We start from the raw sequence: 11,987 nt of genomic DNA, 5'->3' as shown, positions 1-11,987 counted from the left end.
GTCCTTCCGTTCCGATCACGAGCGTACCGGAACGATCGTTACAGACGTGTTTCGGTGACCCGGGCATCCGCGGTCACGGGAGCCGCGACGAGCTGCCCCTCGACGGCGGTGACGCCGGACGCGGTGGACGCCACCACGCGCCCGCGCAGCCAGGTCTCGGTGACGCGGCCACGGGCCTCCAGGCCGGCGAACGCGGAGACCGGGTTGCGGTGTGCCAGGCCGGCCACGTCGATGACCGCCGTGGCGGACGGGTCGAACACGGCGAAGTGGGCCAGCGCGCCGGGGGCGATGACCCCGCGGTCGGGGAAGCCGACGAGTGCCGCCGGACCGGTCGTGAACAGCGGCAACAGCACCTCGAGCGGGACGCCGCGGCGGAGGGCCTCGGTCCAGACGGCCCGGAAGCCGACCTGCAGGCCGGCGATCCCGCCCCAGGCGAGTCCCCAGTCGTCGACCTTGAGGTCGGCGGTCGACGGCGAGTGGTCCGACACGATCATGTCGATCGTGCCGTCGAGCACACCGGCCCACAGGGCGTCGCGGTTCGCGTCGTCACGGATCGGCGGGCAGCACTTGTACTCGGTCGCGCCGTCGGGGATGGACCCCGCTTCGAACGACAGGTAGTGCGGGCAGGTCTCGACCGTGATCCGGACGCCGTCGTCCTTCGCGGCGCGGATCATCGGGATCGCACCGGCGTCGGACAGGTGCAGGATGTGGACCCGCGCGCCGGTGGCCCGTGCGCCGTCGATGACCCGCGCGATGGCGGACCGCTCGGCGTCGACCGGGCGGGTGGCGAGGAAGTCCTCGTAGTGGCCGCCGAGCGCGGCGTGGTCGACCAGGAACTCGGGGTCCTCGGCGTGCACGATGAGCAGGGCGTCGATCCGGGCGACCTCCTCGATCGCGGCGCGCAGCTGGTCGGCGTCGAGGTGCGGGAACTCGTCGACCCCGGACGGCGCGGTGAAGCACTTGAACCCGAAGACGCCCGCGTCGTGCAGTGCGCCGAGCGAGCCGGCGTTGTCGGGGACCGCCCCGCCCCAGAACCCGACGTCGACGGCGACCCGCCCCTCGGCACTCGCGCGCTTCACGGCGAGCGCCTCGACCGTCGTCGTCGCGGGGATCGAGTTGAGCGGCATGTCGATGATGGTCGTGACCCCGCCGAGTGCGGCGGCCCGGGTCGCGGACGCGAACCCCTCCCACTCGGTGCGTCCGGGTTCGTTGACGTGCACGTGGGTGTCGACGAGGCCGGGCAGCAGGACCTGGTCGGCCGGCACGGTGCGGTCGTCGACGGCGGCCACGGGCGCGTCGACCGGCAGGACGGTGTCGACACGGCCGTCGCGCACGACGACCGCTGCGGGGCGGAAGGCTCCGTCGATCCAGGCGCGATCTGCGCGCAGGACGAGGTCCGCGACGGTGTCGACGTCGGTGCGGGACTCGGTGCTGCCGTCGGCCGGGAGGCCCGTCATGCGCCCGCCCCGACCGTCGCGCCCGCCGCCGGCTGGCGTTCGAAGCCCGCCAGCAGACCCGACATCGCCTTCGTCGGCGGGGTGGCGTACTCGCCGTGCTTGCCCGTCGAGAGCCCGAGCCGCACGAGCGACTCGGCGAGCACGGTCGCCGCGGCGACGCCGTCGACGACCGGTGCCCCGATCGCCCGCGAGACCTCGGCGCAGAAGTCCGCCATCCCCGCGCAGCCGAGCACGACCGCGTCGGCTCCGCCGGCGATGACGGCCCGGCACTCCTCGATCACCAGGGCGCGTGCGCCCGAAGCGGGGTCGTCGAGCTCGAGCACCGCGACCTCGCACGCCCGGATCTCGGTGACGAGCGACGCGAAGCCGTAGCGCTCGGCGAGCTCGTGGGCCCGGCCGGTCGTCCGCGCAAGGGTCGTCACGACGCCGAACCGGCGCCCGAGCATCGCCGCCGCGTGGAAGCCCGCCTCGGCGATCCCGATGACCGGCCCGGCGGCGAGCTCCCGCGCGGCGTCGAGGCCCGGGTCACCGAAGCAGGCGACGACGTAGGCGTCCACGCCGTCCTGCTCCCCGAGTGCGATCTGCTCGAGGAGCCCCGGCACCGCGAGCGCCTCTTCGTAGTGGCTCTCGATCGACGCCGGGCCCATCGTGGGGTTCACCGCCTCGACGATGGTGCCCGGGCCGGCGACCGCGGTGGCGGCGACGCCGATCGAGCGGGTCATCGAGGCGGTGGTGTTCGGGTTGACGACGCGGATGCGCATCGGGGTCCTTCCGGTGGAGCGGGCGGTGCGGGTGTCGCTGGTGGTGCGGGTGTCGCTGGTGGTGCGGTGTCGCTGCGGCGTCTCAGGCTCGTCCGACGGCGGCGCCGTCGTCGACCGTCGGGTCGTCCGAGGCGAGTTCCGGCATGCTCGGCCGGACCCGCTCGAGTCCCCAGAACACCACGAGTCCCAGGCCGCAGCCGATGAACCAGCTGTAGTTGTTCAGCCCCGGCAGGATCCCGAGCGCGGGCGGCAGGACCGCACTGGCGACCGAGACCACCCCGGTGACGACGAGGGTACCGATGGCGTTCGGGTTGAAGCCGCCGCGGTACCAGTACCGGGCCGAGGTGTCCTTCGTGTACATGTCGTCGACGGCGATGCGCTGCTTCCCGACGATGTAGTACCCGGCGATCAGGATGCCGAACAGCGGGCCGATGAGGGCGCCGAGCACCCCGAGCGTGTACAGGATGGCCTGGTCGTTGCCGTACCAGTTCCACGGGGTCAGCAGCACGGAGCCGACCGCGGCGATCATGCCGCCGGCTCGCCACGAGATCTTGCGTGGAGCGACGTTCGAGAAGTCGAACGCGGGGCTGATGAAGTTCGCGACGATGTTGATGCCGACCGTCGCCGTGACGAAGGTCAGGCCGCCGAGCAGGATCGCGAACGGGGCGCCGATCGCCTGCACGGTCTCGATCGGGTCGGTGATGAGCTTGCCGAAGACCGGCACGGTCGCACTCGCACACAGCACGGTGAGCACCGAGAAGAACAGGAAGTTGATCGGGAGGCCCCAGAAGTTGCCCCGCTTGACGGCCGCGAAGGACTTGCCGTAGCGCGAGAAGTCACCGAAGTTGAGCATCGGGCCGGAGAAGTAGCTGACCACCAGGGCGACCGCGGAGAGCATGACCGGGATCGACGCGCCGAACGAGAGCGGCTCCCCCACCGACAGCGTGAACGAGATGTTGCCGATGCCGGCCTGGCTGACGAGGTAGATCGCCAGCGCGATCATCACGACGTACACCGCCGGGCCCGCCCAGTCGATGAACTTCTTGATGGCCTCCATGCCCATCCAGAACAGGGCCCCCTGCGCGACCCACAGGATCGCGTACGAGATCCACCCGAGCGCTGACAGCCCCAGGAACGAGTGGTCGAGCAACCCGGCCGAGGCGGGGATGAACTTCAGGAAGATGATGTTGAGCGACTGCGCGGCGAGGAACGTCTGCACGCCGTACCAGGCCATCGCGATCAGCCCGCGGATGATCGCGGGCACGTTCGCCCCGAGCACCCCGAACACCGCACGGTTGATGACCGGGTAGGGCACGCCGGTGCGCTGCGACGGCTTGGCGACGAGGTTGGCGAAGACCTGCACGATCAGGATGCCGACCACCAGGGCGATGAGCACCTGCCAGCTCGCGATGCCCAGTGCGAAGAGCGACCCGGCGGTGACGTAGCCGCCGACCGAGTGCACGTCGGACATCCAGAAGGCGAAGAAGTTGTAGCTCGTCCAGCTCTGCTTGCGCAGCGGGGCGAGGTCCTCGTTCGTGAGCGCCGGGTCGTACCCGGGCTTGACGACGCCGGCACCAGCGGGTGCGGCGGTCGTGGTGGGGGCGTGGGGCGCTGCGACGGGTGTCACGAGATCGGTAGCCATGGCGTCCTCCGAGGGAGTGGGGTGGGGAGGCGGTGATCGCCTCCACCACAGAAGTTAGGGAGCCTCTTCGCGCCCGCCGTTTCCCTCGTGTAACGGTCGTGTGTCGTGGTCGCTGTCCTGAAACGCTCGTTCCACACCAGAACGTGCACAGACATGTGCACGATGATGGCCGCATGCCCGACACCATCCGTTACGTCGCGATCGGCGACAGCTTCTCGGAGGGCATCGGCGACGCCGGCGCCGTACCGTTCCCCGGCTGGACCGGCCGACTCGCGAGCGGCATGGCCCGTGCGCACGACGCAGACGTCCGGTACGCCAACCTCGCGGTCCGCGGGCGCCTGCTCGCCGGGGTCCTCGGAGAGCAGCTCGACGCGGCTCTCGCACTCGACCCCGCACCGACGCTGATCACGTTCTGCGCGGGCGGCAACGACCTGCTGCGGCCACGGTTCGACGCCCACGCCCTCATCGCACCACTCGAAGCGGCGGTCGACACGGTCCTGGGCCGCGGGGTCCGGCTGGCGCTGCTGAGCCCCGCCGACCCGAGCGCACGACTCCCCCTCGGACGCCTCATCAACGCGCGCGGCGACGCCTGGGCGGACGCCCTCGCCGACCTCGCCGACCGGTACGACCTGCCCTTCGTCGACGTGTCCCGTGATCCGCACCTGCGCCGTGCCGAGTTCTGGTCCGAGGACCGGCTGCACATGAACGACACCGGCCACCAGCGCGTCGCGGACCTCGCCCTGCACGCGATCGAGGACGGACCGGCACCGATCGAGCCGGCGTCCGAACAGACCGGCCGCACCCGACTCTCCGAGGAACTCCGCTACTACCGCGAGCACGTCCTGCCCTGGGTACAGCGCCGCGTCACCCGGCGGTCCTCGGGCGACGGACGCTCGGCAACCTACCCGGCGTGGACCCCCGTCGACTGATCACGCACGATCGCGGCGGTTCTCCGCACGCGTCCCGCGCTCCGCTTGTCCTCCCCCGCGAACAGCCGTTCTACTCGGGTGATCCACGTCCGAGCCGAACTCAGGGGAGACGGCACCATGCACACTGCGCCACGCCCATCCGGCACCACCGCGACACGTCCTGCAACCGTCACCACCCCGACGGGCACCCCCAGCACCGCACACGGCATCGACCACATCGGCCTCACCGTGCCCGACATCGACCAGGCCACCGACTTCTTCGTCCTGGGACTCGACGCCGTCCCCCTGTACGACCGGTTCCTCCGGAGCGAACCGCTCCGCGGTGAACCCGACGTCCAGCGGCGCCTCGGCATCCCGAAGACCATGGCCCAGGGGGCACTGCGTATGCTCGCGCTGCCGAACGGGCCGGGACTCGAGCTCTTCGAGTACCACGGCCCCGACCAGCGCCCGGCCGTCCGCGCGAGCGACCTCGGCTGGCAGCACGTGGCGTTCTACGTCGACGACATCGACCACGCGCTGTCGCACATCGAGACGGCGGGCGGCCAGCGGTACGCCGACCCGCGTGACCTCGGCGGCAACGAGGGTGGGTTCGGCAACCGGTTCGTGTACGTCGGAACGCCGTGGGGATCGACGATCGAGCTGATCACCTACCCGAGTCGGCAGTCGTACGAGGACCACGCCCCGCGACCGAAGTGGCGCGTCTGACGGTTCAGCGCGCCGGGGCCGTCGCGATGTACGTCCGCGTCGGCCCGCCCGTCAGGGCGTGCGGGAACTCGACCCCGTCCGCCCGGAACCCGCCGGCTTCGTAGAGCCGCAGCGCTCGCTCGTTGCCGGCGAGTGCGTGCAGGACCACCGCGGGGTGTCCCGCCGCCGACGCCGCGTCGACCGACGCGGCCAGGAGCGCACGCCCGACACCCCGCGCCTGCACGTCCGGGCGGACGGCGAGCAGCGACAGGTAGGCGGCGTCGGACGGGTCGGTCGACCGCCCGGACCCCGGCGCCGTCACGAGCGCGAAGCCGTCGATCGCACCGGCCGCTCCGACAGCGACGAGCAGGGCGACCCGAGGCACGGCGAACTTCGACACCGCGCGGGCTCGCACCGCATCGGATTCCGGAACGCTGTCCCGTGCCGCGACCGCTGCGACCCACAGGTCGACACAGGCCGACACCTCGTCCGGGGCCGCTGGACGCACGGACACGGACGGTTCGATCACCCGGTCAGCCTACGACCGCGCTGCTGCCGATCCTGAACGACGCTCCACGGTGCTCCTCGGGCAGCCGGTCACCGCGGCCGTGCAGCTTGTGCCGCAGCGAACCGGGCTCGTAGCCGGTCGGGTACGCCCCGCGCGCCCGGAGTTCGGGGATGACGAACTCGATGACGTCCTCCCACGTGCCCGGGGTCACCGCGTACGCCAGGTTGAACCCGTCGACGTCGGTGCGTTCCTGGATCTCCTGCAGGCGGTCCGCGATGGTCGCGCCCCCGCCGACGGCGACCGGCCCGAGCCCGCCGATCGCGGTGTGCCGGGCGAGGTCGCGGATCGTCCACGAGCTGCCGTCCTCGCCGGTGGCCGCCGCGATGTTGGCCGCAGCCGACTGGATCGCGTTCGACTCGACATCGCCGAGGGGCTCGTCGAGGTCCCACTGCGACAGGTCGACGCCCATCCAGCCGGAGTTGAGCACCAGCGCACCGAGCTCCGACGCGTACGACAGGTAGTCCTCGTACTTCGCCTGGGCCAGCTCGTCGGTGGCGTCCGTGATCACGGTGAGCAGTGTGTAGACGCGAGCGGCGTACCGGTCGCGACCAGCTGCCTCCAGGGCGTCACGGACCTTCGCGACGGTCGACGCGAGCTGCTCGACGGTCGGTGCGCCCACGAAGACGGCTTCGGCGTTCTCCGCTGCGAAGCGGATGCCGCGCGGCGACGCGCCCGCCTGGTAGATGACGGGCGAACGCTGCACCGACGGCTCGGACAGGTGGATGCCCGGCACGTCGAAGTGCTTGCCGTGGTGCTCGATCGGGTGCACCTTCGCCGGGTCGGTGAAGACGCCGGACGCGCGGTCGGCGACGACCGCGTCGTCCTCCCACGAGCCCTCCCACAGCTTGTAGAGGACCTCGAGGTACTCGTCGGCCACGTCGTAGCGGTCGTCGTGCGACAGCTGGTCGGTCTGGCCCATGTTCCGTGCGGCGCTCGGCAGGTAGCCGGTGACGACGTTCCAGCCGACGCGCCCCTTGGTCAGGTGGTCGAGCGTGGAGATCCGCCGGGCGAACGGGTACGGGTGCTCGTACGCCGTGCCCGCCGTGATCCCGAAGCCGAGGTGCTCGGTCACCGACGCCATCGCCGACACCAGCAGGATCGGGTCGTTGACCGGCACCTGCGAGCCCGTGCGGAGCGCGGCCTCGTTCGAGTCGCCGTACACGTCGTACGTGCCCAGCACGTCGGCGATGAAGATGCCGTCGAACGCCCCGCCTTCGAGCGTCTTCGCCAGGTCCGTCCAGTACGTCAGGTCGCGGTAGTCCCGCGATCGGTCGCGCGGGTGCCGCCACAGCCCGGAGGACTGGTGGGCGACGCAGTTCATGTCGAACGCGTTGAAGCGGATCTGCCGGGGTTCGCTGCTGCTGGTCACGCTTGGCGACGCTACGTGCGGGGTCTGCGTCCGTCATCCATCGTGACGAAGCGTGACGGCCGCAGCTCAGGCGCGGTCGTGGAGCGTGACCTGGTAGCCGTCCGGGTCGGCGAACGTGAACGTCCGGCCGAACGGGCCGTCGATCGGTGCCGACACGATCGTGTGGCCGTCGGCCACCAGGGCGTCGTGGATGGCCTGCACGTCGGTCGAGTGCAGCCAGATCGCCGCCCCGATGCCCGGTTGCGAGACCGCGTCGAGGTCGGTGCCGGGGACGACGTCCCGCAGCGCGAAGGCGATGGGCGTCGTCTCGAAGACGACGGCGTGTGGCGGGCCGGCCTGGGAGCGGACGAGACCGAGGTACTGCTCGTAGAACGCCTGCGACGCCGCCAGGTCGCGGGTCTGCAGGGAGATGAAGTCGGGGCCGGTGACGGGCATGTGGTGCTCCTTCGGTTGTGTCAGTCTTCTGACACGGCACAACCTATGTCAGACTCCTGACATGAGTCAAGACGGCACCGACAGCAGCGACGTCATCGACCTCGAGACGTCCCTCGGATACCTGCTCAAGGAAGCCGCGAGCGCGCTCCGCGCTGCGATGGAGGCCGTGCTGCGCCCGCTCGGCATGACGATGACGCACTACTCGTGCCTCGAACTCCTGGCACAGCGGCCCGGGCTGTCGAACTCCGAGCTCGCACGCGGCGCCTTCGTCACGCGGCAGTCGATGAACGTGCTGCTGCAGGCCCTGGAACGGGACGGCTTCGTGACGCGGGCCACCGAGGCGCCGGTGGGCAAGGCGCTCCCGACGCGGTTGACGGCGAGCGGGCGGGCGAGCCTCGAGCTCGCGAGCGCGGCTGTCCGCGGCGTCGAGGTCCGGATGCTCGACGGGTTGTCGGGTGAGCAGCAGGTGGCGGCGCGGGGGGCGCTGCGCAGCATGGTGCGCTCACTCCGCCGCACCAGCGACGACGAGGCCAGCACGGTCTGAGGACGCGCTACCCTTCGACCGGTATTGATGTATCTCTCGAAGGGAACCGTTCGTGCACGAGGACTTCACCGGCCTGTACCTGTCGAGCCTCTGGCTCAGCGTCGCGATGCTCGCCGGTGGGTACGCCCGGACCCGGAACCGATCGGCGTGGACCTGGTTCCTCCTGACGCTGCTGTTCGGCCCGCTCGCGGTGCTGCTGCTCGTCACGTGGCCGGCGCGCCCGCCGAGCCGGACCGACCCCGCGCGGACCGATGCGTCCGCATCGGCACCGGACACGGGCGGTTCAGAGGAGTAGCCCTGACGCAGAAGCGCGCAGGACCAGATCCTCTCAGGGAAGGGCGGACACCATGGCGCTGCAGGACGACGTCGTCACCGACGTCGGCGGGGATCGACGACTGCGGACCGCGCTGCTGATCGTCGGCATCGTGGCGGTCCTCGTCGGTGTCGCCTCACTCGTGCTTCCGCACGCGACACTGTTCGCGGTCGCGTGGGTGTTCGGCATCTACCTGGTGGTGTCCGGTCTGTCGATGATCGTCCGTGCGTTCGCCCGCGGGATCGGCACCGGCCGCCGCATCGGCTTGGTCGTCCTCGGTGCGCTGATCCTCGCCGGGGGCATCGTGGCGCTCGTCGCCCCGCCGGTCGGGGTGCGGTGGATCGCGTTCGTGATCGGCTTCGCCTGGCTGGTCGAGGGCATCACGCTGCTCTACGCCCCGACACCGACGAACCGTGCCCTGACGATCGGCGCCGCGGTGCTCAGCATCGTCATCGGCGTGCTCGTCATCAACCTGCCGTCCATCGGGGCAGCGCTGGCCGTCGTCGCCATCGCCGGCTTCCTGATCCTGTTCGGCATCGTGCAGATCGCCCTCGGGGTCACCGTCGGACGCGCTGACCGATCCGCCACGACCGCCGGTCGAGCGGCCTGACCACGGCCGCTGCGCAGGGGCCCGTCACGGGATCGGCGCCGACGACTCCTAGGCTCGACGGGTGGACGTCACCCTGCGGAACAGCATCCCCGAGGACATCGAGTGGCTCGTCGAGCTGCGTGCACAGGTCCTCCGTGCCGACCTGGAGCGTCTCGGCCGCTTCGACGCGGTCCGGGTCCGCGGGCGGATGCGTGATGCCTTCGCGCCCGAGCACACCCGGGTCGTCGTGGTCGACGGGTGTGATCGCGGCTCGATCACCGTGCGGCCGGACGCCGACACCCGGTGGGTCGAGCACTTCTACCTCGCGCCGGAGGTCCAGGGGCGGGGCGTCGGATCGACAGTGCTCCGGACCGTCCTGGCCGAGCCCCACACGGGTGCGACGCGACTCAACGTCCTGCAGGGCAGCGCCGCGCGCCGGCTCTACGAACGGCACGGTTTCGTCGTCGACACCGAGGGCGACGTCGACGTCTTCATGACCCTGCGCGCTCCGGACCGAGCACGGTACGGAGCATCCTGAGCTGCTCGTCGACCGCGTCGGCCATCCGGCGCTCGGCGGGGCCCGTGAGCCATGCTTCGAGTGCCAGGTGGAAGAGCATCACGGTCGTCTCCGCGATCACAGCGGATTCGGGCCGGTCGAGGCCACGAGCGACGAACGCCGCACGGACCGCGTCGGTGAGGTCAGCGCGCTTCCGGGCGTCACGCTCCCGCAGTGAGGGCTCGGACAGCACCAGCCGCCGCACCGCACCGACCTGGTCGTGATGCCCCTCGAACCGCCCGTCGGCGACCTGGCGGAGACCGTGCACGACGATGTCGAGCGGGTCGATCCCTGCCGGCGCGGCCTCGATGGCGGCTCGGGCGAGGTCGGGGATCTCGTCGCCGGCGAAGATCACCTCGCGCTTGTCGGCGAAGTACCGGAAGAAGGTCCGGGTGGTGAGCCCCGCACGTGCGGTGATCTGCGGCACGGTCGTCGCCGAGTAGCCCTGCTCGGCGAAGAGCTCGAAGGCCGCTCGCTCGAGTCGCCCTCGGGCATCCGGAGACCAACGCATGGGTCAACAGTAGTGGTGATGACACGCCGTGTCATGATTGAATGGTCGATGACACGTCGTGTCATGACCCACTTCGAGCAAGGGATCCGGACACCATGTCGTCAACGGACAACGCAGCACTCTGGACCACGTCGACCGGGCAGTTCACCGTCGGCCCCGCGCCGGTCCCCCAGCCCGGCCCCGGCGAACTCGTCGTCCGGGCCGAAGCCGTCGCCGTGAACCCGGTCGACGCCGTCGGCGGACTCTTCCGACACCTGGTGTTCCCGAAGCTCCGGTTCCCGGCGGTGCTCGGGTCGGACGTCGCCGGCACCGTCGTCGCGACCGGCGCCGGCGCCGAGCGTTTCCGCGTGGGCGACCGGGTCGTCGGGCACGCAGCGGGGCAGGAGCAGCATCGGAACAGCTCCGCCGAAGGAGCCTTCCAGCGCCAGGTCCTCCTGCTCGAACGTGTGACGACCCCGGTGCCGGACGACCTGCGCGCCGAGCAGGCAGCGGTCCTGCCGCTCGCCGTCTCGACCGCAGCGGCCGGGCTCTTCGAACCGGATCAGCTCGCGCTGTCACTCCCGACGGCCGACACGTCCGAGCGCCCGGGGGTCGTCCTGGTGTGGGGCGCGTCGACGAGCGTCGGGGCCAACGCCGTCCAGCTCGCCCGGGCCGCCGGGCACGCCGTGATCGGCACCGCGTCGCCGAAGAACCACGGGTTCGTGCAGTCCCTCGGTGCCGAGGCCGTGTTCGACTACCGCGACGACGGTGCCGCACGCCGCGTCCTCGACGCAGTCGCCGACCGCGAGCTCGTCGGTACCCTCGCCTTCGGCCAGGGCTCGCTGCCCCGTACGCTCCCGATCGTCCGGGCAGCCACCGGGTCCGGCCGACTCGCATCGGCGTACCCGACGCCGGTGACGACGATCCGTGCGCGGCTGGAGCGTCGACACGGCATCCACATCACCGCGATCTGGGGCGGCCGCCCGACCGAATCGGAGGTCGGCCCCGCGATCTACCGCGACTTCCTGCCCGAGGCACTCCGCACCGGTCGGTACCAGGCGACGCCGACCGCATCCGTCGTCGGATCCGGACTCGCCGCGATCCCGGAGGCCCTCGCCGAGCTCCGCGCCGGTGTCTCTGCCCGGAAGCTCGTCGTCACGCTCCCCTGACCCGGTAGCGTCAGCGACGTGACCGATGCCGACGTGCCCGACGACGAGACCTTCAGCTTCACGATGTCGGGCGGCGGCACGCCACGGGGCCACCTGCAGGATCCGAGCTCCGTGACCCTGCACCTCGATCCGCGGCGCATCGGCGACGCGGCCCGGGGCAAGGAGATGTTCACCCGGGCGATGGACCAGCAGCACACGGCGCTGACGGCGTACGCCGCGGCACTCGATGCCGCCGACGGCGACGTGACTGCCCTGGCGGTGCACGACGCCGCGACCGCACTCCACGAGGCACTCCAGTTCCTCCCGATCGCCCACACCGTCTACGCGGGCGTCGGCTTCCCCACGGCGCGCGTCGGGGACGGCTCCCGCCCGCCCGCTCTGCGACCGGAACTCGGCGAGCGCGCCTTCGGCGTCCACCCGGACATGCTCACGGCGGTTCGAGGGGACACCTCGCAGCGCTGGGAGCTCGCGTGAGGACCTC

The 11,987-nt window shown here is 71.3% G+C and carries 15 protein-coding genes; 8 read left to right on the top strand and 7 right to left on the bottom strand.

Translation table 11 applies throughout. The annotated features are described in order from the left end of the window. Nucleotides 1-38 precede the first annotated feature (38 nt). From allB to ITJ69_RS04950, 3 genes are all read right to left on the bottom strand, one after another. On the bottom strand, nucleotides 39-1,457 hold the full coding sequence (gene allB, locus ITJ69_RS04960) for an allantoinase AllB (RefSeq protein WP_194672172.1): 1,419 nt from the start codon (nucleotides 1,455-1,457) through the stop codon (nucleotides 39-41). Next, on the bottom strand, nucleotides 1,454-2,218 hold the full coding sequence (locus ITJ69_RS04955; RefSeq protein ID WP_131879412.1) for an aspartate/glutamate racemase family protein: 765 nt from the start codon (nucleotides 2,216-2,218) through the stop codon (nucleotides 1,454-1,456). The genes allB and ITJ69_RS04955 overlap by 4 nt, the downstream gene beginning before the upstream one ends. An 82-nt stretch (nucleotides 2,219-2,300) precedes the next feature. Further along, nucleotides 2,301-3,860, bottom strand: a complete 1,560-nt coding sequence (locus tag ITJ69_RS04950; RefSeq protein ID WP_123292004.1) for an NCS1 family nucleobase:cation symporter-1 — start codon at nucleotides 3,858-3,860, stop codon at nucleotides 2,301-2,303. 173 nt (nucleotides 3,861-4,033) lie between these two features. Between ITJ69_RS04950 and ITJ69_RS04945 the strand changes: the two genes are divergently transcribed. Together ITJ69_RS04945 and ITJ69_RS04940 are read left to right on the top strand one after the other, a co-directional pair. Continuing rightward, nucleotides 4,034-4,789 (top strand): SGNH/GDSL hydrolase family protein, encoded by a 756-nt coding sequence (locus ITJ69_RS04945; RefSeq protein WP_200849207.1) that lies wholly within the window; start codon nucleotides 4,034-4,036, stop codon nucleotides 4,787-4,789. A 117-nt stretch (nucleotides 4,790-4,906) separates the two neighbouring features. Next, nucleotides 4,907-5,494 (top strand): VOC family protein, encoded by a 588-nt coding sequence (locus tag ITJ69_RS04940; RefSeq protein ID WP_123292003.1) that lies wholly within the window; start codon nucleotides 4,907-4,909, stop codon nucleotides 5,492-5,494. A 4-nt stretch (nucleotides 5,495-5,498) separates the two neighbouring features. Here ITJ69_RS04940 and ITJ69_RS04935 read toward each other — a convergent pair whose 3' ends face one another. From ITJ69_RS04935 to ITJ69_RS04925, 3 genes are all read right to left on the bottom strand, one after another. Then, complete coding sequence (locus ITJ69_RS04935; protein ID WP_194672171.1) at nucleotides 5,499-6,002, bottom strand: GNAT family N-acetyltransferase; 504 nt, start codon at nucleotides 6,000-6,002, stop codon at nucleotides 5,499-5,501. A gap of 4 nt (nucleotides 6,003-6,006) precedes the next feature. Further along, entirely contained in the window at nucleotides 6,007-7,410 is a 1,404-nt protein-coding gene (locus ITJ69_RS04930; RefSeq protein WP_207895489.1) for an LLM class flavin-dependent oxidoreductase, read from the bottom strand. Nucleotides 7,411-7,476: 66 nt separating this feature from the next. Next, entirely contained in the window at nucleotides 7,477-7,845 is a 369-nt protein-coding gene (locus ITJ69_RS04925; protein ID WP_194672170.1) for a VOC family protein, read from the bottom strand. Nucleotides 7,846-7,906: 61 nt separating this feature from the next. Between ITJ69_RS04925 and ITJ69_RS04920 the strand changes: the two genes are divergently transcribed. From ITJ69_RS04920 to ITJ69_RS04905, 4 genes are all read left to right on the top strand, one after another. Then, nucleotides 7,907-8,389 carry a MarR family winged helix-turn-helix transcriptional regulator gene (locus ITJ69_RS04920; RefSeq protein ID WP_194672169.1) on the top strand — a complete coding sequence of 161 codons (483 nt, stop codon included), beginning with the start codon at nucleotides 7,907-7,909 and terminating at the stop codon, nucleotides 8,387-8,389. 52 nt (nucleotides 8,390-8,441) lie between these two features. Next, nucleotides 8,442-8,684: a hypothetical protein gene (locus tag ITJ69_RS04915; protein ID WP_260235416.1), complete on the top strand. Its 243-nt coding sequence runs from the start codon at nucleotides 8,442-8,444 to the stop codon at nucleotides 8,682-8,684. Between the two features lie 52 nt (nucleotides 8,685-8,736). Then, on the top strand, nucleotides 8,737-9,312 hold the full coding sequence (locus ITJ69_RS04910) for an HdeD family acid-resistance protein (RefSeq protein ID WP_194672168.1): 576 nt from the start codon (nucleotides 8,737-8,739) through the stop codon (nucleotides 9,310-9,312). 61 nt (nucleotides 9,313-9,373) lie between these two features. Beyond that, the gene (locus tag ITJ69_RS04905; RefSeq protein WP_194672167.1) at nucleotides 9,374-9,829 is read left to right on the top strand and encodes a GNAT family N-acetyltransferase; all 456 of its coding nucleotides are present in this window, start codon (nucleotides 9,374-9,376) and stop codon (nucleotides 9,827-9,829) included. Here ITJ69_RS04905 and ITJ69_RS04900 read toward each other — a convergent pair. After that, complete coding sequence (locus ITJ69_RS04900) at nucleotides 9,783-10,358, bottom strand: TetR family transcriptional regulator (RefSeq protein ID WP_194672166.1); 576 nt, start codon at nucleotides 10,356-10,358, stop codon at nucleotides 9,783-9,785. The genes ITJ69_RS04905 and ITJ69_RS04900 overlap by 47 nt on opposite strands. 95 nt (nucleotides 10,359-10,453) lie before the next feature. Between ITJ69_RS04900 and ITJ69_RS04895 the strand changes: the two genes are divergently transcribed. Both ITJ69_RS04895 and ITJ69_RS04890 read left to right on the top strand, forming a co-directional pair. Next, complete coding sequence (locus ITJ69_RS04895) at nucleotides 10,454-11,506, top strand: zinc-binding alcohol dehydrogenase family protein (protein ID WP_194672165.1); 1,053 nt, start codon at nucleotides 10,454-10,456, stop codon at nucleotides 11,504-11,506. 18 nt (nucleotides 11,507-11,524) lie between these two features. Beyond that, nucleotides 11,525-11,980: a hypothetical protein gene (locus tag ITJ69_RS04890; RefSeq protein WP_194672164.1), complete on the top strand. Its 456-nt coding sequence runs from the start codon at nucleotides 11,525-11,527 to the stop codon at nucleotides 11,978-11,980. Nucleotides 11,981-11,987 lie beyond the last annotated feature (7 nt).

It is taken from the genome of Curtobacterium sp. VKM Ac-2887 (assembly GCF_015350935.1).
Classification (GTDB): Bacteria; Actinomycetota; Actinomycetes; order Actinomycetales; family Microbacteriaceae; genus Curtobacterium.
Note: the sequence above shows the minus strand (reverse complement) of the source record. Positions and strands in the feature narration are given on the sequence as shown.